Below are 22,279 nucleotides of genomic sequence, written 5' to 3'. Positions count from 1 at the left end.
TGCCCCCGGTGATTACCCCTGAACGTCCGGCAGGGCCACCCCTGCTTTCTGCAGAGCATTCCAGATTTTCTGATCACGACCATAGACGTCGCGTCGGTACTGTACCTCACCTTTCGGGCCAATAAAGGCAGTGCGGTAAATCAAGTGGACAGGAACATGCTGCTCAAGTTTCACAGTGGTCTCTTTTCCAGTCGCGAGAATCCGATGGAAAAATGCCTTTGGGTTTTCTTCTTGCTTCGCCAACAGTGCGTAAGCGAATTCGAAAGGCTGAGCCAATCTGATACAACCATGCGAGAAGGCACGAGATTCCCGAGCAAACAAACTTTTCTGCGGTGTATCATGCAGATAGATGTTGTGCTTGTTGGGGAACATGAACTTCACCAGCCCCAGGGCATTGCTTTTGCTGGGCGGTTGGCGCATCGCAAAAGGAAAGTTGCTTGCGGTGAACTGAGTGAAATCTACTGCCCCGCGATTGACCTGGCGACCACTGCGATCTGTAATCTGAATATGCCCAACGGCATTTGGGTTGGACTGCAGCTGCGGCAGGTATTCCTTGGTGATGATCGAGCGTGGGACATACCAGCTGGGGTTAATGACCATATGTTCCATCTTGTCGGAAAACTCGGGGCTCCGACGATCATGGGTGTTCTTGCCGATCACAGCGCGGGTTTCAAAGGTAATAAAGCCGTCATCAACAATCTTGGCTGAGAAATCAGCCTGATTGACCAGAATGTGGCGTTCACCGCGCTCGCGCGGCAACCAGCGCTCACGCTCCAGCGCGACATAGACGGCCTTCAGACGATCCGAAGCAGTGCGGTTCAATTCAGTAATTGTGCCCGGACCCGCGACGCCATCTGCGGCAAGACCATGTGCGATTTGAAACCGTTGAACACCTGCCAGCAAGGCATCGTCAAAAACAGGGCTGGCTGTTGGGTTCATAAAACCCATTTCAACCAATCTGTTACGCATCGCTATTACGGCGGGTCCCGTATCTCCCAGCTCTAGCTTTGCTTGTGGAACAGTAGTTCCCCAACCGCCTTGGCGAACCAATTCTTCCAGCGCAAGTTTCTGCTTCATCAAAGCCCGGTACTGGGTCGAGCTTGGCGCCAACTGATCGAAATAGGCTGCATCCTCCGAGGTCGTCAGTCCACGCAGATGCCCTGCTGTCGAGGTCGGCTCGACCTTCCTGACCAATCCATCGTCTATATCGGATGGTCGTAAAAGGCCTGTCCTCATGTCCTGAGCATAGGCTGCAAAAACGCGTGTCAACTCGACCTCGACGGCCCCAAGCTGACGCGCTGATTTTGCTGATTGAAGCCGGTCAACCAAGCCCTGCGCATCATAGGCGTTCGCGGGTAGCCCGTGTAATTCGACCGCAGAAAGCCCCTCAATCAACCGTTGACGACGTTCAGCATGTGCAGCCGTGTCGCCAACCCAAACAGGCACGAATCCTCTTTCACGGTAGAAATCGGCAATCTCAGACCCGGAAGGTGCAAATTCGGCAACCGCCATCTGGAATGCGGTGTCAGGCTTGGCCTCAGTGTTCGCCATCGCCGAAGACGTTAGAAAACATGCGGCCAAAGCAATACCGGTGCTTGCACGAAGAACAGAGAACATTTGGAGCCCTTGAATTTTCAATATAATACGCCGTTTCAGGCAATGCCGAACAATTATGGTTTTGCTTGAAACCCATTGTCTATTCACAAATGCATCAATTTCGTGCTTATACCCAAGCGTGATGCTTGTTTGCATCGGACAGATTTCGGCGACGGCCTAAGACGTTGGATCTTTGCCATTTTGCACCACCTGCGCAAAAAACTGCCGAAAATTCCCCCTTGAAAAGATGAATTTGAAAGACTTCTTGGCCGCCCTTCACGACTGTGTCATAAATCCCTCATCTGGGATGGGAATAAATTAATACAGCGCGCGTAACATCGTGTGCAGGCAGGAACAGTACGGGACGAAACACAAAATGACGACGAGCAGTTCCTCGGGTTTGACCCGGCGTGCTTTATTGGGCGCATTCGCAGCTACAGCAGTTGTAGCAACTCCAACCTACTCCAATGCAGCAGGATTCCTTCGTGGCGGTGGTGATATTCGCCGTATTCGCATGTATTCCGGACGCACTGGCGAGCGGATCGATATGATCTATTGGGTTGACGGTAAATACATCAAAGACGCGGTCAAAGAAGTGAACCACTTCATGCGCGATTGGCGCACCGACCAGGCCAAAGATATGGACCTCCGCACGATCGACATCATGGCGGCGTCGCATAATCTGTTGGATGTCAACGAACCCTATATGCTGCTGTCGGGCTATCGCTCGCCGCAGACCAACGCGATGCTGCGGTCACGGTCGCGCCGTGTTGCCAAGAATTCGTTGCACATGAAAGGCCAGGCAGCCGACCTCCGCCTGTCATCTCGTTCGGTCTCGCAAATGGCCAAAGCGGCGATGTCTTGCCGTGCTGGTGGTGTTGGCAAATACCACCGCTCGAACTTCGTGCATATGGATTGCGGTGTGGTAAGAAGCTGGGGCGGTTGATCCGCCCCGCCCGTCGTCAAGAGAACTTTGTCGGTCACCTAACCGTTTGAATGAGTGGATTTATCTGCCATTACGTAGGTGCCATTCCACTCAGGCAGCCTCATAAACCCTGCGCAAACCGGCTGTTGCAGGTGATTTTCAATACGAGCCTAAATATTCAAGAAATGGCGCACCTGAGAGGATTCGAACCTCTGGCCTCTGCCTTCGGAGGGCAGCGCTCTATCCAGCTGAGCTACAGGTGCCTGAGCCGTTAGCTAACCTTGTTCCGGTCCGGGTGCAACTGAAAATCGACCCGGATCAAACAGGTTTCACGCGAACAGATCATGCGCAAGTTCAAGCGCTTCGATCAGGGTATCGACCTCATCTTTCGAGTTATAGAGACCAAAACTTGCGCGGCATGTCGCGGTTACTCCGAGGAAATCCATCAATGGTCCAGCACAATGGTGCCCGGCCCGAACAGCGACGCCCTTTTTATCCAAAATCGTCGAAATGTCATGTGCGTGGCCTGCACCGTCCAAAGTGAAGCTAAAGATCGCCGCTTTGTCCGGCCGTGTCCCCTGAAGCTGAATCCAGTTCAGCCCCGCAAACCTCTGCATCGCATAGTCTCGGATCTCGGCCTCATGAGCAGCAACGTTGTCCATCCCCAAATCCATCAGATAGTCCAGAGCGACGCCCAGTCCGATGGTTTGCACGATGCCAGGAGTTCCCGCCTCGAATTTCATCGGTGGATCATTGTAGATCACCTGATCCTTGCTGACCTCTTTGATCATGTCACCGCCACCGATAAACGGGCGCATTTCGGCCATCCGGTCAGATTTGATGTAAATCGCTCCCGATCCCGATGGGCCATAAAGCTTATGCCCGGTGATGGCGTAGAAATCGCAGCCAATATCCTGGACATCGACCGGCATATGCACGGCGCCTTGACTGCCATCCACCAGCACCGGGACGCCTTTGGCATGGGCGCCTTCGGTGATTGCTTTGACATCCACAACCGTGCCCAACACGTTCGAACAATGGGTCACCGCGACCAGCTTGGTTTTTGGACCGATGGCATCAATGACAGCTTGCGGATCAAGCCCGACATCCGCATCCACATCCACCCATTTCAGCACCACTCCCTGACGCTCGCGCAGGAAATGCCAGGGTACGATGTTTGCATGATGCTCCATCACACTCAGGACGATCTCATCCCCGGCCTGAAGACGCGGCATCGCCCAGCCATAGGCGACCAGATTGATGCCTTCGGTCGTGCCCGAGTTCAGAACAATCTCATCTTCATCCGTTACGCCCAGAAATCGGGCAATAGTTCCACGAACGGATTCGTATTTCTCGGTCGCCAGATTGGACAGATAGTGCAGCCCGCGATGCACATTTGCATATTCTTCGGTATAAGCCCGCGTCACAGCGTCAATGACAACCTGTGGCTTCTGAGCTGATGCTCCATTGTCCAGATAGGTCAGCGGCTTGCCGTTTACCTCTCGGGACAGGATCGGAAAGTCAGCGCGAATTTTCTGCAGATCGAACATCGTATTTTTCTTCCCTAGACCGGGCCGCTGGGTGTGAACATGAGGACAAATGAGATTGAAATCAGTGCGGATAACAGAATGACCCCAAAAGATTTCAGCATCGAGTTGAACTTATGAGCTTCATTCAGGAAATGCATTGAGACGTAAAGGCTGACAAGTGCGGTCGCCAGCAAAAACATGACCATCATAAATGGAACAACCATCGAAACGATCAGCGTCACCGACATCGCTGCGATCTGAAGGAATTGCAGCCAGATCGTCAGGATCAGGATATCTTTGAATGTCGCAACGCCCCCGATAGTACGACCAACAAAAAGAAGAGCCACCACGCTGAGCAGCATCGCGCCTGACGAACGTAGAAGGTTCAGAATAACAGGATCAGAAACGGGAAGCGGTTCACCCTGCGGGACAGGGACCATCTGTTCGATACCAATTTGGATGGCACCGTTCAGAACGACAGCCAGAAAGAATGCCAGCCAGACAACTTCACGCCCGGGACGCAGATCCAGCAACCGTCTTGCCGCTTCGGCAGGGTTGGTCAGGGTCAGAACAGCAATCTGACTCAGCACAGCCGGATTCATTCCGCATACCTTTGCGCTTGCCTAAGGCCCGAAAACCAGAACCACAGGAATACGACGAACCAGACCAACCCGACAGTGGTCATGGTTGTCCCCGGACCGATGAAACCAGCGACAAGGCCGTTCAGCAAAATCAACGGCGTCGAGGATAGCAACGCCCAGAACAGAGCCAACCTTGCGCCATAGGCAGTCCCCTTTCCGCCGAACAGACGCGCCGCACCGTGGGACACGAAGGCCAGAAGGTAAAAGAACAGCGGCAAGATAATGACAGTTCCAAGCAAGGCACCGCCCAACAGCATGTTAAGTTCGAGGTCTTCGAGATGCGCCCGCCGGGACAAACGTGGCAGTTGCGCAATGAATGCCACCACGCAGAACGCCATTACAAAGACCAAAGCGCGGTCCTCACGTTCGCCCAAATCCAGAAGCCGGCTTACAACCCGGCCTGGTCCACGGTATGTGGCCACTATATCCGACGTTACCGGCATCAGCTTCGCCGCGAAAGCCAGCCTTCAAGGCGGTCAACCATAGCCTCCGCAAGGCCTTCATCCTCGATCTCTTCCACAGCCTCGGCTAGGAACGACAAAGTCAGCAAATTTGTTGCCTCTTTGACGGGCACACCCCGAGACCGCAGGTAGAACAGAGCCGTTTCATCAAGCGCACCTGATGTCGAACCGTGCGAACAGACTACGTCATCGGCATAGATCTCAAGCTCGGGCTTGGCGAGGAACTGACTATCATCATCCAGCAGCAAAGACTGGCTGATCTGATACCCGTCTGTTTTCTGGGCGCCCTCTTTCACAAGGATCTTGCCCTGAAACACGCCGGTCGCGCCGTTCCGCAGCACCTTCTTGAACACCTGGCGGCTTTCGCAACCAACCGCGTCATGGGTGACAAACACCGTGTCGTCATGGTGAAAATCGCCATCTCCGACGCAGGCACCGGCCACGTGCGCCACCGCATCATCGCCGGTCAATTCGATCACCTGTTCGTTCCGGGTCAGAACACCGTTCATAGTCAGGGTGAAGGATTTGTAGACAGATTTGGCACCCAACCGTGTAAACATATGCGTCGCCGCACGACGCTCGTGGTCACGACCCTGGGCCCGCACATGGTGCAGCGAGCCACCATCGGCAATGTCAATTTCCATACATTTGTTGAAACGCGATGCCGCCGGCCCGTTTTCGAGAATGGTAACCTCGGCGTCAGTTTCGACCCGTACTACGTGATGCAGGATCGCATCCGAATCCTCGGACGCATGGCGATAGATCAGGCTGATCGGTTTCGATGGCTTACCGGTCACATGGATGGCCACTCCGTCTGATGCAAATGCGGTGTTCAATGCGGCCAGAGGGCGCTGAACCGGGACTTGTCCATTTGCTTCAAGAACGCCGTACAAGTCTTTGGCCCAATGGATATCTTTGCAGCAAATATCTTCAAGCCGGTCGATCGAAACACCTTCGAGTGTCAGATCATCGGACTCTTCGGGATTGAACACTCCGTCAACGAAGACAATCTTCAAGCGGTCGAATTCATCGAACATTTGCGGCTCGTCCGACTCGAACAGCGCCGCATGCGCTGCATCAGCCGATACGAGCGTATCGGGTTGGGTGTATTTCCAGTATTCGTCGCGCCGGCTGGGCAAGCCCATTTGACGCACACGGGCAATCGCGTCCTCGCGCGCAGCGCGAGTACATCCGGCATCGGGCAACGACAGGACGGCCAACCGCTCCTCCGTCGCAGTCTGTTTTGCTTGGGGCAACGCCATCAGTTCACCTCGGCCAGAATGTCGGCATAACCGTTGTTTTCAACCTCAAGTGCCAACTCGGGACCGCCAGTTTTTACAATCCGCCCATCGGCCATGATATGCACGACATCAGGTTTGATGTGGTCCAGAAGGCGCTGATAATGCGTGATAACAAGGAAACCACGCGCTTCGTCGCGCAGCGCGTTCACGCCCTCGGCAACCAGTTTCATCGCGTCTACATCCAAACCGGAATCTGTCTCGTCCAGAATGCACATTTTGGGCTCGAGCATGGCCATTTGCAGTATTTCGTTGCGCTTTTTCTCACCGCCAGAAAAGCCAACATTCACAGGGCGCTTCAGCATATCCGCATCGATCTTTAACGATTTGGCCTTGGCGCGCACCTCTTTCAGGAAATCGGCTGCTGAAAGCTCTTCTTCCCCGCGGGCCTTGCGCTGTGAGTTCACAGCGGTGCGCAGAAAGGTCATGTTGCCAACGCCCGGGATTTCAACCGGATATTGGAACGCCAGGAAAACGCCGGCTGCTGCGCGCTCTTCCGGTTCCATCTCGAACAGGTTCTCACCACCAAGGGTCGCCGAGCCTTCGGTCACTTCATACCCATCCCGACCGGACAGCACATAGCTGAGCGTCGATTTGCCCGAGCCATTTGGCCCCATGATCGCATGTACCTTGCCAGCCTCAACCTTCAGGTCGACACCTTTGAGGATTTGCTTGTCTTCTTCTTCAAGTTTGACGTGCAGGTTTTTGATTTCCAGCATGTTTATTTCCTTTGGCGTATCGCAAGAGGGTCATGCCCCCTGTATGTTCTGAATTCAGGGAAAGTCGGGATTAACCCACAGATCCTTCGAGACTGATGGCCACCAACTGCTGGGCCTCCATCGCAAATTCCATTGGCAGTGCCTGTAGCACGTCCTTGCAGAACCCGTTGACAACAAGGGCCACGGCCTCTTCCTCGTCCATTCCGCGCTGACGGCAATAGAACAGCTGATCATCATCGACCTTCGACGTCGTCGCTTCATGCTCGACGCGCGATGAGTTGTTCTTGACCTCGATATAGGGCACCGTATGCGCCCCGCATTTGTCGCCGATCAGCAAGCTGTCACACTGGGTGTAATTGCGGCTGTCCTTGGCTTTTGGATGCATCGAGACCAACCCGCGATAGGTGTTCTGCGCCTTGCCCGCGCTGATCCCTTTCGAAACGATCCGAGACTTGGTGTTCTTGCCGAGGTGGATCATCTTGGTGCCAGTGTCGGCCTGCTGATAGTTATTGGCAATCGCGATCGAATAGAACTCACCTTGGCTTTCATTGCCGCGCAGGATGCAGGACGGGTATTTCCATGTCACGGCAGAGCCGGTCTCCACCTGCGTCCACATCACCTTGGACCGGTCGCCGCGGCAATCCGCGCGCTTGGTCACAAAGTTATAGATGCCGCCCTTGCCATTCTCATCCCCGGGGTACCAGTTCTGAACGGTCGAGTATTTTACCTCGGCATCTTCCTCGATGATGATTTCGACCACGGCAGCATGCAGCTGCGCAGTGTCGCGCTGAGGCGCAGTACAGCCTTCCAAGTAGCTGACATAGCTGCCTTTATCGGCGATGATCAGGGTGCGTTCAAACTGACCGGTGTTCTCCGCATTGATGCGGAAATAGGTGCTCAGCTCCATCGGGCAGCGTACGCCCGGCGGGATGTAGACAAATGACCCGTCCGAGAACACGGCCGAGTTCAGCGTGGCATAGAAATTATCGGATACCGGAACCACAGTGCCCAGGTATTTCTTGACCAGCTCGGGGTGTTCCCTGATCGCTTCAGAAATCGAACAGAAGATCACACCTGCCTTTTTCAGTTCGGCCTGAAAAGTTGTGCCAACGGACACCGAGTCGAACACCGCATCCACGGCCACCTTGCGGCCCTCAGCAGGCATATCCTCGGCGCCTTCGACGCCAGCCAGAATCATCTGTTCTTTCAGCGGGATACCGAGCTTTTCGTAAGTGGCCAGCAGCTTCGGATCCACCTCATCCAGCGATTTCGGCTTTACCTCCATCGATTTCGGGCGGGCATAATAATACTGGTTCTGAAAGTCGATTTCGGGATAGCTGACCATCGCCCATTTCGGCTCTTCCATCTTGGTCCAGCGTTCGAACGCGGCCAGACGCCATTCGGTCATCCATTCCGGTTCTTCATTCTTGTCCGAGATCAGACGGACGATATCGGGGTTCACGCCTTTTGGGGCGTATTCCATCTCGATATCGGTGTTCCAGCCGTATTTATAGGTTCCGGCCTCGCGCACCGCATCAACGGTTTCCTGATCGACACCTTCTTTTACCTGAGTCTGGTCCAAAGCGGCCATGACTTATCCTCCGTCAGATCACGCGGCACGCGCGCGATGCTTTTTCTCTTTTTCCAGCCACGTATCCGCGAAACGCAGCACATCATCTTCTGTCGTCCAAGGGCCGAGCGATACGCGAATTGCGCTGGCTGCCGTTACCTCGTCATATCCCATTGCCGTCAGAACTCGGCTGGTCTTTACCTTGCCACTTGAACAGGCCGACCCTGCGCTGATCGCAAATCCAGCCAGATCCATCTGCATAACCTGCGTCTCCCCTTTCCATCCGGGAGTTGCAAAACACAAAGTGTTGGGGAGTCGCTCCTGATCTTTCCCGACAAAAATAGTCGCTTTCGATCCGGCCTCAAGAGCGTTCTCTAGAATATTTCTAAATTTAGCAACATTTTCCCAAACACCGTTAGCCAGATCTTTCACTGCGGCCTCGGCAGCGGCACCAAAACCCGCGATTCCAACAACGTTTTCCGTCCCGGAGCGCCGGCCCATTTCCTGCCCGCCACCAACCGCAAGCGGGTTGATGTCCAGCCCTTGTTTGAGGATCAGAGCGCCAACACCCTTAGGACCGCCGATTTTATGCGCCGAAAGAACCGCCATATCCGCATCGCTCCAGGCGAAGGAAAAGGGGATACGGCCAACAGCCTGTGTAATATCCAGCAACAACCAATCGGCGCGCCGTGCGCCATAGGGCCACTGACCTTCGACCTTTTTCGGTGGCAAGGTAACGATACCTGTTTCCGAATTCGCCAACCCCATTGCTAAGATGTGACCAGGTCCGAACGGGCGTTCGTTGCAGTTCGATAGATCAAGATGCGACCAAAGCGCGTCATGCGCCGTAGCATCAACGAACACATCGCAATTATTCGGTCTATTCTGCAGGGCCCGAGCCGCTTCGGTCGCACCAGAGGTGAAAATAACTTCCTGCGGTCGGCACCCGACAGCTTCGGCCACCTGCGCCCGTGCCCGCTCCACCATGGCCTTTGCCGCTCGTCCTTCAGCGTGAACCGAGGAAGGGTTACCGATCTGATCCATTGCCGTGATCATCGCATCGCGCGCTTCGGGACGAATTGGCGTTGTGGCGTTATGATCAAGGTAAACACGATTCATGGATGCACCTTTTGGCAGCCAAAGGGACTTGGACAAAGCAAATTCATCTTACTCGTCCACGACCGCAAACAGATTAGGAACAGCCGGACAGGGCGCCAAGTCGTTCCTGATCACATCAGAAAGCCGCGTTTGATGCAGAAACACATAAACATGGGCACTCAGCCCTTCCCACAATCGGTTGGTCAGCGATTGCGCACGACTGCCCGATGAGGCCCCGGATGCCCCTGCCCCTTTTTTCAACGCGTCTACAGTTTCGTCGACGGCGGACAGAATTTCGACTACACGGATTTCCGACGCAGGGCGCGCCAACCGATAACCTCCGCCCGGACCGCGCACTGACGAGACAAGCTCGGCCCGGCGCAGCTTTACGAACAGCTGTTCAAGATAAGGCAACGAGATGTCCTGCCGTTCGGAAATTTCGCTCAGCGTTACCAGTCCGTCAGAAGACTGAAGAGCGATATCAGCCAAGGCCACCATCGCGTAACGACCCTTGGTCGAAAGCTTCATTCTCATTCCCTTATGGCAGTTAACGCGCGAAATCATTGACGCCGCCGCTGCCAGTGCGTATCTCCGACTGACAGCGCCCTTGCGCCGACTAACACAATTAGAACCGTTCTAAGGTGTCCGACGATTATCGTCAAGTATTTCCGGACACCCAGAAGAAAAAGACAGGACCTATGCACACATGCCCGAGGTGATTTTTCCCGGACCCGAAGGCCGCCTGGAAGGCCGCTACCACCCGCAAAAGGAAAAAGACGCACCGATCGCCATCGTGTTGCACCCGCATCCTCAATTTGGCGGGACCATGAACAACAAGGTGGTCTATAATCTGCACTATGCGTTCTACAACATGGGTTTCACCGTGTTGCGGTTCAACTTTCGCGGTGTTGGCCGCAGCCAGGGCGAATATGACCAGGGCGTAGGCGAGCTGAGTGATGCGGCATCGGCACTGGACTACCTGCAGTCGATGAACAACAATTCGAAACACTGCTGGGTCGCAGGGTTCTCGTTCGGAGCCTGGATCGGGATGCAACTGCTTATGCGCCGCCCTGAGATTACCGGTTTCATCAGCGTTTCTCCGCCAGCCAACATGTATGATTTCTCGTTCCTGGCGCCCTGCCCCTCTTCGGGTCTGATTATCAACGGATCCTCTGATCGGGTAGCCCCGCCTGCAGACACCACTGCATTGGTTAACAAGCTGCATGAACAGAAGGGCATCACAATCACCCATAACGAAGTTGAGGGTGCTGACCACTTCTTTCAGGATCGCCACATGGATACGCTGATCACTGACGTAAGTGACTATGTGAAACGGCGGCTGACAGAGAACACGCGCTAATGTCCGACACGATCATCAGGCTTGCTTCCAAGCTGGCCGAAGACACAATGAAAGTGATGGACGAAACAGGAAACGACCGCTTCTTCATGGAAGTTGGCGAAGTGATCGGGGCGTCCTCACAAACATTGGAAGAAGCATTCCTGACCGAGATCCGTGTCCGGATGGCCGAACGTAAGGCCCGCAAGTTTGTCGTCGAAAAATTGACCGAACATCGGTCAAAACTGAAAGCTATAGAAAAACAATGACGCAAAGACTGTCCGCGCAAATCGACTTTCTTAAACGCGCGGACAGGTTGAAATCTGTCAATCGTGCCAACGCCTTGTTGGATCAGTCTCGCCCAGAGAACGCGGCTGAGCATAGTTGGCAACTGGCGCTTTGGGCCCTGGTTTTGGAACCGGTTGCTGGGCCAGACGTGAATATCGACCGCGTGATCAAAATGCTACTGCTGCATGATCTGGTCGAAATCATCGTAGGCGATCACCCGATTCACCTGAAAACAGATTGGAAAGCACTGGAATTGGCGGAACAAACAGCTGCTGAAGAGCTGTTTGGCATGCTGCCTACGGATCAGGCCACGACGTTTCTGGCTCTTTGGCAAGAATTCGAAGCCGACACCACCCCGGACGCGAAATTCGCCAAGGTTCTGGATCGGTCGCAACCGATGTTTCAGGTGCTGTGTGCAGAACGGCCAAACCCAGAGCATTTAGCTGTCGTGAATGACAACCTGAAACAAGGTCGCGCTGCCTATCTGCAACAAGCTTTCCCAGACGCATATAATCTTGCCCAAGCACTGCTGAATGGAGGCAAACTCGAAACCTCCGAGCTTTCATTGCGTTTGGGTTTCTTGTCTGAAACTGACCAACTCAAATCGGTTCAGCGCGCATCTCGTCTGCTCTATGATGACCGGTTTGAGAATTCAGCCGAACATTCCTGGCACATCATGCTTTTTGCCTGGGTCCTGTCCGAATATGCAGCCCCTTCCGTTTCTGTGAACCGCGCCCTCAGGATGCTTTTGCTGCACGACATTGTTGAAATTGACGCCGGTGATCACCCAATTCATGGGCAGGTCGACCACGCGGCACAAGCCGCCGAGGAACTTGCTGCGGCGCAAAGGTTGTTTGGAATGCTCCCAGAGGTGCAAAATCAAGAATTCATGTCGATCTGGCAGGAGTTTGAACAGGCCGAAAGCCCCGATGCCTGTTTCGCCAAAGCGATTGATCGCTTCCAAACCCCGGTTGGCAACCTCGAGACAGGAGGCGGTTCCTGGATTGATTACAACGTCACATACGAACAAATCCACAGCCGTGTCGGCACGGTGATTATTCCCGGTGCACCAGCCCTGTGGGCATGGCTGGATCCGTTGCTTCGGGGTTACTTTTCTGAGACTGCAGAAGGCTGAAAACACAGCGGAAAAAGGAGCATAACACCCCTTTTTCCTGTATTCGGCAGTCGCTTAAACCGATGTACCAATCAATCGCTCAACATTTCGGGCTGCTTTTGTTTCGACGGACCCCCCGCCAGCAAGCCACCCAAGCGCAACAATAAGTGCCGAAAGAGCGATGACGTATTTTGCAAATTTCGTCATGGCGATACTCATAAAAAAAACACGATAAAACGCGGACAAAGTATCACATTGCCGAAAATCCACATAGTCGGGTAATCCTGACCCCTGACGGATGCCTGTAAACTCCTGCTATCGCTTGCGCGTATCGGTCATTTCGTGCTCGACCCAATGCAACCTTATTGAATGCGAGACCCCCGTGCCCAAAGCATATCTTCTACTGCTGTTGGCAGTTGTTGCCGAAACGATTGGTACAACTGCACTTCAGGCCAGCCAGCAATTCAGCCGGTTCTGGCCGTCAGTGCTTGTGGTTGTTGGCTATGGAATTGCCTTTTATCTGATGGCCCTCACGCTCAAATACATGCCGGTTGGTATCGTCTATGCGATCTGGTCCGGTCTTGGAATCGTGCTGATTGCCATCATCGGTTTCATTGTCTTTGGTCAGAGGTTGGATTTACCCGGGATAGCTGGACTCAGCATGATTTTGGGTGGAATACTAATCATACACCTCTTTTCCGGTACAGCAGGACACTGACGATCGGTTAGGGCTGGCATATTTCGCCGAGCCGCGTTATGCGCGCGTCAACTTCCCGTTCAAAGGCTGACCTCTCATGGACCTGCGCAATATCGCAATCATCGCTCACGTGGACCACGGCAAAACAACGCTGGTCGATGAGCTGCTAAAACAATCCGGTGCGTTCCGGGAAAATCAAGCTGTCGCAGAACGCGCCATGGACAGCAATGACCTCGAGCGTGAGCGTGGTATCACCATCCTTGCAAAGGCCACTTCGGTGGAGTGGAAAGGCACGCGGATCAATATCGTCGATACGCCGGGCCACGCCGATTTCGGCGGCGAGGTTGAGCGCATCCTCAGCATGGTCGACGGCGTTGTCCTGCTGGTCGATGCTGCCGAAGGTCCGATGCCGCAGACCAAATTCGTGACCTCCAAGGCGCTGGCGCTGGGTCTGCGTCCGATTGTGGTGCTGAACAAAGTCGACAAGCCCGACGCCGAACCAGACCGCGCGCTGGACGAATGCTTTGATCTGTTCGCAAACCTTGGTGCCGATGACGATCAGCTTGATTTCCCTTCAATGTACGCCTCAGGCCGGTCGGGCTGGGCAGATATGGAGCTGGAAGGACCCCGCAAGGATCTGTCAGCACTGTTCGACCTGATCGTTGACCACGTCCCTGCTCCCAAACAGATCGAACGCAAGGACGAACCCTTCCGGATGCTTGCCACGACACTGGGCAGCGACCCGTTCATCGGCCGCATTCTGACTGGCCGTGTCGAAAGTGGTACGCTCAAGGCAGGTGACACCCTCAAGGCGCTCAGCCGGGACGGAACACTTATCGAGAACTTCCGCGCCTCAAAAATCCTGGCTTTCCGCGGTCTGGGGCAGCAACCCATTGATGTGGCCGAGGCGGGCGATATCGTCACCATCGCAGGTATGAGCAAAGCGACCGTGGCAGATTCGCTTGTTGCCCCACAAGTCGAAGACGCTCTGCCCGCGCAGCCGATCGACCCGCCGACAATCACAGTGACCTTTGGTATCAACGATTCGCCCCTTGCCGGCCGAGACGGTAAAAAAGTTCAGTCCCGTGTCATTCGCGACCGTTTGATGAAAGAGGCGGAATCGAACGTCGCCATTCGCATTACCGACACTCCGGGCGGTGAAGCCTTCGAAGTTGCCGGTCGTGGCGAATTGCAGATGGGCGTTCTGATCGAGAACATGCGCCGCGAAGGGTTCGAACTGAGCATCTCTCGCCCGCAGGTCCTGTTCCTCGAAGAAGACGGCCAGCGCCTGGAGCCCATCGAAGAGGTCACCATTGACGTGGACGACGAGTATTCCGGCTCGGTCATTGAAAAGATCACCGGCGTACGCAAAGGTGAGCTGGCCGAGATGCGGCCTGCTGGTGCGGGCAAAACCCGGATCATCGCCCATGTGCCGTCACGCGGGTTGATCGGCTATCACGGTGAATTCCTGACAGATACGCGCGGTACTGGCGTTTTGAACCGCGTGTTCCACGACTGGGCCCCGCATAAGGGTCAAATCCCGGGCCGCCGCGCTGGTGTTCTGATCTCGATGGAGAACGGGCAGGCCGTTGCCTATGCCCTTTGGAACCTCGAAGAGCGTGGCCGCATGTTTGTTGGCCCTCAGACCGATGTATATCAGGGTATGGTTATCGGCGAGCATTCGCGCGACAACGATCTTGAGGTTAACCCGCTGAAGGGGAAAAAGCTGACCAACGTCCGGGCCAGCGGATCGGATGACGCTGTGCGCCTGACACCCCATATTCAGTTCTCGTTGGAAGAGGCGATCGCCTATATCGACGATGACGAACTTGTTGAGGTTACCCCCAACGCAATTCGCCTGCGCAAACGCTTTCTGGATCCGCACGAGCGGAAACGTATGGCAAGATCTGCCTGATCATTGCAGTGATGCAGTTCACAGATTGGAAACAATAACACAATCGTGACATATTTGCGCACACGCGTATTAAGGCCCATCCTGGAAGGCTCGCTCTCAAAGCGGGCCTTCTTTTTGTTTTACCTACACTTTCTTCTTTAAGTTGTTTCACTTTTAACATTCACAATTTTAGGAAACTTGTAATTCTGGCTCAAAAGGGATGTATTTGTGTCCAAAGTATGGCACCTGTTTGCCTGCCAAGTTTTGAGTAATGAGTATCAAGGAGTAGCGCCATGCGCATTAAGTCTCGCTTACTTTCAATAGTATTTGTTTCAGCAACATTCCCAGTTATTTCAGCTGTATCCGCTTCAGCTTCAGACATGTGTACAATACGAACAGCCAAACAGTCGGTATCGACTGAAACGCTTTGTGCATGTTCTGTTGTAGACGCCCGGATGCTGCGCTATTTGCAGCGACGCTCAGATTTCGAGGACATCTTGTCCCGTACATTGGAGAGTTGCCCAGCTTTTGCAGCAGTTCTGACTGACTTTCCAACCGCATCTATTCTCGGAAATGAGCAACGATCAGGAGACGGCGCTGCTGATGAAAATGGCGGTGGTGGTTCCGGCGGCGGCGGTGGCGGCGGCGGTGGTACCGGCGGCGGCGGTGGCGGCGGCGGTGATACCCGCGGCGGCGGTGGCGGCAATGGTGACGGCAACGATGATGACGACGGCGGCGACGGTGGTGACGGCGGCGAAGGTGGCGACGGCGGCGAAGGTGGCGACGGCGGCGAAGGTGGCGACGGCGGCGAAGGTGGCGACGGCGGCGAAGGTGGCGACGGTGGCGACGGCGGCGACGGTGGCGACGGCGGCGACGGTGGCGAAGGTGGTGACGGCGGCGAAGGTGGCGACGGCGGCGAAGGTGGTGACGGCGGCGAAGGTGGTGACGGTGGACCCAAGGGCAACCGTTCTGGCCATAGCGACGGAACCAATCCAGGCGGCCAATCTCAGAACCCGAACGGTACCAACAATCCGGGCAACCCCAAGTAAGCAAATTTAGGCACTACAGAAAATGGCGAAGCAACAGCTTCGCCATTTTCGCATTCTAACCAGCTGAGATTAGCTTTCCTCAGCTTCTGCCGAAGACCCCGACCCATTTACTGGGCCGCCGAGGGTCCTGCATCCGCAGAAACAGATATCGCGTCGCCGACCAGGGTTTGATGCGGTTGGTCAAGTTATCCAGAACCAGATCGCCACTGGCCGAGCGATAAACCAAAACCGCATGAGAATTTCGCTGCGTATCCAGAACAGTTGCGATCAAAAGTTTGCTCGGATCGACGCCCGCACGGATAAGATCCCTTTTCTTCAGCAGAGCAAAGTCTTCGCAATCCCCACCGCGCGAAGTCGGCAGTGCCCAACGTTCCCGTGTTCTATATTGGGCTTGGTCAGTAACCGAGCGGGTGGTTGCGTTTACCTGCCGGTTGACCTTTTTGATGATCTGCATCTCTTGCTGGCTCGACATTGAATTCGAAGCCTTGCTGGAACATGCCCAAGAGTATTGACGGCACAGTTGCCGCGCTCCAGACGGCGGGGGCGAAGATGCGACTGTGCGGATAAAGTTGCCTTCCCGCGCTTGCGCATCTGGTGCCATAACCGAGGACCCCAACGCCAATGCGAGGATTCCTAAAGTTCTACCAAAACCAGTCCAGATCCGCGCATTAACGGCCCTAAATTCCGTACCCATGGTCGCCATGCCTGTCCCTCGATCCGTGTTTTCCCTGCGATTGCCGCAAAACAGGACCATATTCCGTTTTCCGAAACTATCGGTAAACACGCCTAATTGTGCAATCTGTCTCAAATCTTGCAACTAAAAGAGGCGGAATTCCGTCATTGAAAATGGCATTTTTGGGTAAGAATCTGGCGCTGCTCGCCACATTCGAAACACGAACCCCTTGGCAGGCCCGAAATCAAGACCCGCTAACTACTTGTAAATAAAAAATTTATGGGACTTCAGGTCGACGCTTGCCGCAACGTCATAATTGGGCGGCCATCTTTTGGCTGAAAACCGCCCAATGAATAAGCTGACAGGGGTATTAAATCCCTGATCGCACGGGGTGATTCTAATCTGTGATCTCTACGACCACCAATTCCCGCTCACTTGCACCACGCGCGTGATCCAGTGCTTGCTGATATTCCACCGAATTATAACACTCTACAGCGGCTTCCAACGAGGGGAATTTGGCGACAACGTTGCGCGGCCGTTCTTTGCCTTCCAACTGCACGTATCGCGCAGCACGCGCGATAAACGCACCACCGTGTTTGGCAATCGCTGGCCCGGCGAGCTCGGCATATTTTCCATAGGATTCGGCGTCAGTAACACTGACATGTGCAATCCAAAGTGCGGACATTTTGTTAACCTCCAAGAATATTCTCTGCAGCCTTGATCGCGGCATCAGCATTCGAAGCGTCCTTGCCACCACCCTGCGCCATATCAGGGCGTCCACCGCCACCTTTTCCACCAAGTTCAGCAACCGCCGCCCGAACCAGATCCACGGCCGAGATTGCATCCGTCAGATCAGCTGTGACACCGGCCGCGACGGCTGCTTTGCCGCCGGTATCCGCTATCAGCAACACAGCACCCGATCCAAGTCGGCTTTTGTGTTCGTCGATCAGCGCGGGTAAGTCCTTGCCAGATACGCCAGTAAGGGACTGAGCCAAGAACGAGATACCGTTTACCGTTTTGGCCTCAGCGCTACCGCCCTGCCCCGAACCACCAGCCATCGCGAGATCGCGGCGCAGCTGTGCAACTTCATTTTGAAGGGATTTACGTTCATCCAACAGAGCTTTGACACGAGATACAACGTCATCCGGTTGCGCTTTCAGTTCAGATGCGATCTGCCCCAAACGTTGGTCCTGGTCGGTCAGGTAAACCATGGCTTCGTCACCGGTAAGCGCTTCGATCCGCCGGACACCGGCACTGCTGGCGCTATCCCCCAATACAACAAGCGCGCCAATATCACCGGTCTGGCGAACATGCGTTCCACCACACAGTTCGATCGACCAGGTCTCACCATCCTGGCCTTTGCCGGTTGGCGCTTTGCCCATCGAAACCACGCGAACTTCGTCGCCATATTTCTCACCGAAAAGGGCCTGCGCACCCAGTTCCCGGGCATCATCCGGTGTCATGATCCGGGTCTCGACGGTCGAGTTCTGGCGGATGAAAGCGTTGACCGAGCGTTCAACTTGCCGAATTTCCTCGGGGCTCATCGCCTTCGCGTGGCTAAAGTCGAACCGCAGCCGGTCAGCCGCATTCAAAGAACCACGCTGCGCAACGTGGTCACCCAATGTTTCCCGCAATGCTTCGTGCAGCAAATGTGTGGCCGAATGGTTGGCCCGGATGGCGGTGCGGCGAACATGGTCTACCTCAAGCTCAACTGCGTCTCCCTTGGACAAGGTACCGTGATCGACCCTGACCCGATGCGCATAGATTTTGCCATCCGCAAATTTCCGGGTGTCCTCGACCCGCGCGACATCATCACGCTCTTCCAGACGACGAATTTCGCCGGTGTCGCCTATCTGACCACCGGATTCACCATAAAACGGGGTTTGGTTCACAACGACCCAGCCGGAACAACCTGTCTCGATCTTGTCGACCAAAGCGCCATCCACGACCATTGCCGCGACCTGTCCTTCAGCCTTTTCTGTATCGTATCCAAGAAAATCCGTAGCGCCCGCAATATCCAGAACGTCAAACCAAACGGCTTGATCCGCTGCTTCCCCCGATCCAGCCCAGGCAGCGCGTGCCTTGGCCTTTTGCTCGGCCATCGCCGTATCAAACCCGTCGGTATCAACCGTCCGGCCCTTTTCACGCAGTGCATCCTGCGTCAGATCAAGCGGAAAACCATATGTATCATACAGCTTGAAAGCGGCTTCTCCAGACAGTGCCGCACCCTCTGGCAGGTCAGAGACCTCGTCATCCAACAACTTCAGGCCGCGATCCAATGTTTGCTTAAAGCGGGTTTCTTCCAGCAACAGCGTCTCTTCGATCAGCGACTGAGCCTGGCCAAGTTCGGTGTACTGGGCACCCATCAGTTGGACCAATGTCGGTACCAGCTGATACATCACCGGATCCTTCGCACCCAACAGATGTGCATGCCGCATCGCACGACGCATGATCCGCCGCAGCACATAGCCGCGCCCGTCATTGCTGGGCATTACCCCGTCTGCAATCAGGAACGAGGTCGACCGCAGGTGATCCGCAATCACGCGGTGATGTACGTTCTGATCCCCATAAGGATCGACATTGGTGGCACTCGCCGAGGCCTCGATTAGGGTCTTGAACAGATCGGTGTCGTAATTGTCATGGCTTCCTTGCAACAGGGCACCAATCCGCTCCAGCCCCATCCCGGTGTCGATTGACTGCATGTCGAGCTCGACCATCGAGCCGTCTTCGAACTGTTCGTTCTGCATGAAAACGATGTTCCAGATCTCGATGAACCGATCACCGTCTTCCTCAGGAGAACCCGGAGGGCCGCCCCAGATATGATCCCCGTGGTCGTAGAAAATCTCGGTGCAGGGACCGCACGGGCCGGTCGGACCCATCTGCCAGAAATTGTCACTGGTTGCGATACGGATGATCCGATCTTCGGGAACGCCCACCTTCTTCCACATCTCGAACGCTTCGTCATCGGTGTGGTAAACCGTTGTCAGAAGGCGGTTTTTATCGACCCCGAATTCTTTGGTGATCAATTCCCATGCGAATGGAATTGCTTCGGGCTTGAAGTAATCGCCGAACGAAAAATTGCCCAACATCTCAAAGAATGTGTGGTGACGCGCAGTATAGCCGACATTGTCCAAGTCGTTGTGCTTGCCACCGGCCCGAACACATTTCTGTGCTGTCGTCGCGCGCTGATAGTCACGGGTTTCGACCCCGGTGAACAGGTTTTTGAACTGCACCATACCCGAGTTGACGAACATCAATGTCGGGTCGTTGCGTGGCACCAGAGGACTGGATGCAACTACTTCGTGCCCCTGTTTGGCAAAGTAGTTCAAAAAGGTCGATCGGATTTCGTTCAACGTTGACATAGGGCTCTCTCGACGCGCGATCAGTTTGTTTCAAAAAGGGTTTATCCGCCTCCCCCGGGATAGTCCACAGGCGAGCGTCGCAGAACGGAACAAGGCGGCCCCGACGGACCGCCTTGTTCGGAATATGGTTCGTTCTTAGGAAAGAGCAGCGAAAATCGCTTTCTTCCCGAACCACTTATGCCTCGAGGATATCATCCTCTTCCGCGCCGGGCGGCACATCGAATTCCAGCCCATGTGCCGCGCGAATCTTGTCCTCGATCTCAAACGCGATGCGGTTGTTGTCGCGCAGATACTGCTTGGCATTCTCACGCCCCTGCCCGATCCGCTCATCACCATAGCTGAACCATGAGCCCGACTTCTCGACCACACCGGCCTTGACGCCCAGATCCAGCAGCTCGCCCATTTTACTGATGCCTTCGCCATACATGATGTCGAATTCAACTTGCTTGAAGGGCGGTGCCACTTTGTTTTTAACGACCTTCACACGGGTCTGGTTGCCAACAACCTCATCCCGGTCCTTGATCGCACCGATCCGACGAATATCCAAACGGACCGAGCTGTAGAATTTCAGGGCGTTACCACCGGTGGTGGTTTCCGGGCTGCCGAACATCACGCCGATTTTCATCCGGATTTGGTTGATGAAGATCACCATACAGTTCGAGCGGCTGATCGAACCCGTCAGTTTACGCATTGCCTGGCTCATCAGCCGGGCCTGCACACCAACGCTGCTGTCGCCCATATCGCCTTCGAGTTCAGATTTCGGCGTCAGCGCCGCGACCGAGTCAACCACGACCATGTTCACCGCGCCCGAACGGACCAGCGTATCGGTAATCTCAAGCGCCTGTTCGCCAGTGTCGGGTTGCGAAATCAGCAACTCGTCCAGATCGACGCCCAGTTTGCGCGCATATTGCGGGTCCAACGCATGTTCCGCATCGACAAATGCGCATACACCGCCATGTTTCTGCTGTTCTGCGATGCAGTGCAGTGTCAGCGTAGTTTTGCCTGAACTTTCCGGGCCATAGATTTCAACGATCCGGCCCATCGGCAGGCCGCCGATTCCCAGAGCGATATCCAGACCCAGCGATCCGGTCGAACTGGCGTCGATGTCCTGCTTGGAATCCTCGCCCAGCTTCATGATCGAGCCTTTGCCGAACTGCCGTTCGATCTGTGCCAGCGCGCTGTCGAGCGCCTTTTGCTTATCTGCGTTTTTCTTGTCGCTCATCGTCAGAAGATCCGCCATTGTCCTGTCGCCTTCCCTTTTGTCACACCCTTGAACGGGCGGCAATCGCTGCTTTGTTCGCCTCTTGTTCCTTATGGGACCAAAAAGAGAACATTTCAACTAAAACTTACATTACTTACTGTTCTGTAATTGTATTAAGGAGTCGTTTACGCCAATCTGCGCTGGAGATAATTACTGCCGATGGACGAATAAATGCTTGTTTTTTATGAAGAACGCCTTGCGTTTCTGGCTGTCCCAAAAACCGGCAGCACCGCTTATCATACGGCTTTGCGGGACCGTGCCGATCTGGTTGTCACCGATCCGCCAGATCTGAAACACGCACCTGTCCGCCGGTATGATCGGTTTTTCCAGAACATTTTCCGTAAAATGTACGATACTGAGATGGAAATCATGGCGGTTGTTCGTGAACCGGTCGATTGGCTGGGCAGTTGGTACAGGTTTCGCGGCCGCCAAGAGCGTCTTGACCACCCGCATTCAACACATGACCTGAGCTTTGATGATTTCATCCAGGCCTATATGCGCACACCCCGACCTGAATTTGCCGATGTCGGCAGTCAGAGCCAATTTTTTCGCACCCGCAACAACGGGCGTGGCGCCACCCATGTCTTCAAATATGAAAACCAGGACAAAATTCTCGATTTCCTGCAAAACCGCTTGAATATGGATATCCGGCTGCAACGCGAAAACGTGTCACCCACACGAGACCTAACACTGGGCGCAGAGACATTGACCAAGTTCCGCAACACACACTCCGCGGAATTCAATTGCCACGCCTCGGCACTTTGAAAC

At 54.7% G+C, this 22,279-nt stretch carries 23 protein-coding genes and 1 tRNA gene; 8 read left to right on the top strand and 16 right to left on the bottom strand.

Features of this window, described 5'->3' with window-relative positions; genetic code table 11:
- Nucleotides 1-12: 12 nt before the first annotated feature.
- Complete coding sequence (locus FN806_RS02665; RefSeq protein WP_246097129.1) at nucleotides 13-1,551, bottom strand: L,D-transpeptidase family protein; 1,539 nt, start codon at nucleotides 1,549-1,551, stop codon at nucleotides 13-15.
- 421 nt (nucleotides 1,552-1,972) lie between these two features.
- Between FN806_RS02665 and mepK the strand changes: the two genes are divergently transcribed.
- Nucleotides 1,973-2,542, top strand: a complete 570-nt coding sequence (gene mepK, locus FN806_RS02660) for a peptidoglycan L,D-endopeptidase MepK (RefSeq protein WP_142633747.1) — start codon at nucleotides 1,973-1,975, stop codon at nucleotides 2,540-2,542.
- A 165-nt stretch (nucleotides 2,543-2,707) separates the two neighbouring features.
- On the opposite strand, the gene FN806_RS02655 is transcribed toward mepK, so the two are convergent.
- From FN806_RS02655 to iscR, 9 genes are all read right to left on the bottom strand, one after another.
- Nucleotides 2,708-2,784: transfer RNA gene (locus FN806_RS02655), tRNA-Arg, on the bottom strand.
- Between the two features lie 66 nt (nucleotides 2,785-2,850).
- Complete coding sequence (locus tag FN806_RS02650; protein WP_142633745.1) at nucleotides 2,851-4,071, bottom strand: cysteine desulfurase; 1,221 nt, start codon at nucleotides 4,069-4,071, stop codon at nucleotides 2,851-2,853.
- A gap of 14 nt (nucleotides 4,072-4,085) precedes the next feature.
- On the bottom strand, nucleotides 4,086-4,652 hold the full coding sequence (locus tag FN806_RS02645; RefSeq protein ID WP_142633743.1) for a YIP1 family protein: 567 nt from the start codon (nucleotides 4,650-4,652) through the stop codon (nucleotides 4,086-4,088).
- Nucleotides 4,649-5,134: a YIP1 family protein gene (locus tag FN806_RS02640; protein ID WP_142633741.1), complete on the bottom strand. Its 486-nt coding sequence runs from the start codon at nucleotides 5,132-5,134 to the stop codon at nucleotides 4,649-4,651. The genes FN806_RS02645 and FN806_RS02640 overlap by 4 nt, the downstream gene beginning before the upstream one ends.
- Nucleotides 5,134-6,414: a Fe-S cluster assembly protein SufD gene (sufD, locus tag FN806_RS02635; RefSeq protein WP_142633739.1), complete on the bottom strand. Its 1,281-nt coding sequence runs from the start codon at nucleotides 6,412-6,414 to the stop codon at nucleotides 5,134-5,136. Before sufD ends, FN806_RS02640 begins: the two co-directional genes overlap by 1 nt.
- Nucleotides 6,414-7,169, bottom strand: a complete 756-nt coding sequence (gene sufC / locus FN806_RS02630) for a Fe-S cluster assembly ATPase SufC (protein WP_142633737.1) — start codon at nucleotides 7,167-7,169, stop codon at nucleotides 6,414-6,416. Before sufC ends, sufD begins: the two co-directional genes overlap by 1 nt.
- Before the next feature lie 70 nt (nucleotides 7,170-7,239).
- Nucleotides 7,240-8,760, bottom strand: a complete 1,521-nt coding sequence (gene sufB / locus FN806_RS02625; protein ID WP_142633735.1) for a Fe-S cluster assembly protein SufB — start codon at nucleotides 8,758-8,760, stop codon at nucleotides 7,240-7,242.
- An 18-nt stretch (nucleotides 8,761-8,778) separates the two neighbouring features.
- Complete coding sequence (locus tag FN806_RS02620; protein WP_142633733.1) at nucleotides 8,779-9,858, bottom strand: cysteine desulfurase family protein; 1,080 nt, start codon at nucleotides 9,856-9,858, stop codon at nucleotides 8,779-8,781.
- Nucleotides 9,859-9,906: 48 nt separating this feature from the next.
- Nucleotides 9,907-10,365 carry a Fe-S cluster assembly transcriptional regulator IscR gene (iscR, locus tag FN806_RS02615; protein ID WP_142633731.1) on the bottom strand — a complete coding sequence of 153 codons (459 nt, stop codon included), beginning with the start codon at nucleotides 10,363-10,365 and terminating at the stop codon, nucleotides 9,907-9,909.
- Between the two features lie 178 nt (nucleotides 10,366-10,543).
- Here iscR and FN806_RS02610 point away from each other — a divergent pair, with 178 nt between their 5' ends.
- The 3 genes from FN806_RS02610 to FN806_RS02600 are packed head-to-tail and all read left to right on the top strand — an operon-like array spanning nucleotide 10,544 to nucleotide 12,596.
- Nucleotides 10,544-11,197: an alpha/beta hydrolase gene (locus FN806_RS02610; protein ID WP_142633729.1), complete on the top strand. Its 654-nt coding sequence runs from the start codon at nucleotides 10,544-10,546 to the stop codon at nucleotides 11,195-11,197.
- Complete coding sequence (locus tag FN806_RS02605; protein ID WP_142633727.1) at nucleotides 11,197-11,442, top strand: hypothetical protein; 246 nt, start codon at nucleotides 11,197-11,199, stop codon at nucleotides 11,440-11,442. Before FN806_RS02610 ends, FN806_RS02605 begins: the two co-directional genes overlap by 1 nt.
- Entirely contained in the window at nucleotides 11,439-12,596 is a 1,158-nt protein-coding gene (locus tag FN806_RS02600) for an HD domain-containing protein (protein ID WP_142633725.1), read from the top strand. Before FN806_RS02605 ends, FN806_RS02600 begins: the two co-directional genes overlap by 4 nt.
- 54 nt (nucleotides 12,597-12,650) lie before the next feature.
- Here the strand turns inward: FN806_RS02600 and FN806_RS20715 are convergent, their stop codons facing one another.
- A complete protein-coding gene (locus FN806_RS20715) occupies nucleotides 12,651-12,782 on the bottom strand; it encodes a hypothetical protein (RefSeq protein ID WP_271947174.1) in 132 nt (43 codons plus the stop codon).
- Between the two features lie 175 nt (nucleotides 12,783-12,957).
- On the opposite strand from FN806_RS20715, the gene FN806_RS02595 reads away from it, so the two are divergent.
- Nucleotides 12,958-13,293, top strand: coding sequence for a DMT family transporter (locus FN806_RS02595; RefSeq protein ID WP_142633723.1), 336 nt, complete (start codon nucleotides 12,958-12,960; stop codon nucleotides 13,291-13,293).
- Nucleotides 13,294-13,369: 76 nt separating this feature from the next.
- The gene (gene typA, locus FN806_RS02590; RefSeq protein ID WP_142633721.1) at nucleotides 13,370-15,187 is read left to right on the top strand and encodes a translational GTPase TypA; all 1,818 of its coding nucleotides are present in this window, start codon (nucleotides 13,370-13,372) and stop codon (nucleotides 15,185-15,187) included.
- A gap of 190 nt (nucleotides 15,188-15,377) precedes the next feature.
- Here the strand turns inward: typA and FN806_RS20380 are convergent, their stop codons facing one another.
- Nucleotides 15,378-15,548 carry a hypothetical protein gene (locus FN806_RS20380; RefSeq protein ID WP_185956608.1) on the bottom strand — a complete coding sequence of 57 codons (171 nt, stop codon included), beginning with the start codon at nucleotides 15,546-15,548 and terminating at the stop codon, nucleotides 15,378-15,380.
- Nucleotides 15,549-15,621: 73 nt separating this feature from the next.
- Between FN806_RS20380 and FN806_RS20375 the strand changes: the two genes are divergently transcribed.
- On the top strand, nucleotides 15,622-16,215 hold the full coding sequence (locus tag FN806_RS20375; protein WP_221929472.1) for a hypothetical protein: 594 nt from the start codon (nucleotides 15,622-15,624) through the stop codon (nucleotides 16,213-16,215).
- A 79-nt stretch (nucleotides 16,216-16,294) separates the two neighbouring features.
- Here FN806_RS20375 and FN806_RS02580 read toward each other — a convergent pair whose 3' ends face one another.
- From FN806_RS02580 to recA, 4 genes are all read right to left on the bottom strand, one after another.
- Nucleotides 16,295-16,816, bottom strand: coding sequence for a transglutaminase-like cysteine peptidase (locus FN806_RS02580; RefSeq protein ID WP_246097162.1), 522 nt, complete (start codon nucleotides 16,814-16,816; stop codon nucleotides 16,295-16,297).
- A gap of 469 nt (nucleotides 16,817-17,285) precedes the next feature.
- On the bottom strand, nucleotides 17,286-17,573 hold the full coding sequence (locus tag FN806_RS02575; RefSeq protein ID WP_142633718.1) for a DUF1330 domain-containing protein: 288 nt from the start codon (nucleotides 17,571-17,573) through the stop codon (nucleotides 17,286-17,288).
- A 4-nt stretch (nucleotides 17,574-17,577) separates the two neighbouring features.
- On the bottom strand, nucleotides 17,578-20,250 hold the full coding sequence (gene alaS, locus FN806_RS02570) for an alanine--tRNA ligase (protein WP_142633716.1): 2,673 nt from the start codon (nucleotides 20,248-20,250) through the stop codon (nucleotides 17,578-17,580).
- A 175-nt stretch (nucleotides 20,251-20,425) separates the two neighbouring features.
- Complete coding sequence (gene recA, locus FN806_RS02565; RefSeq protein ID WP_142633714.1) at nucleotides 20,426-21,490, bottom strand: recombinase RecA; 1,065 nt, start codon at nucleotides 21,488-21,490, stop codon at nucleotides 20,426-20,428.
- 192 nt (nucleotides 21,491-21,682) lie between these two features.
- Between recA and FN806_RS02560 the strand changes: the two genes are divergently transcribed.
- Nucleotides 21,683-22,276, top strand: a complete 594-nt coding sequence (locus FN806_RS02560; protein WP_142633711.1) for a sulfotransferase family 2 domain-containing protein — start codon at nucleotides 21,683-21,685, stop codon at nucleotides 22,274-22,276.
- Nucleotides 22,277-22,279 lie beyond the last annotated feature (3 nt).

Origin of the sequence: Ruegeria faecimaris (genome assembly GCF_900182615.1) — a bacterium.
Lineage (GTDB): Bacteria > Pseudomonadota > Alphaproteobacteria > Rhodobacterales > Rhodobacteraceae > Ruegeria > Ruegeria faecimaris.
The sequence above is the reverse complement of the archived record's forward strand: the minus strand, read 5'-3'. Positions and strand labels throughout refer to the sequence as shown.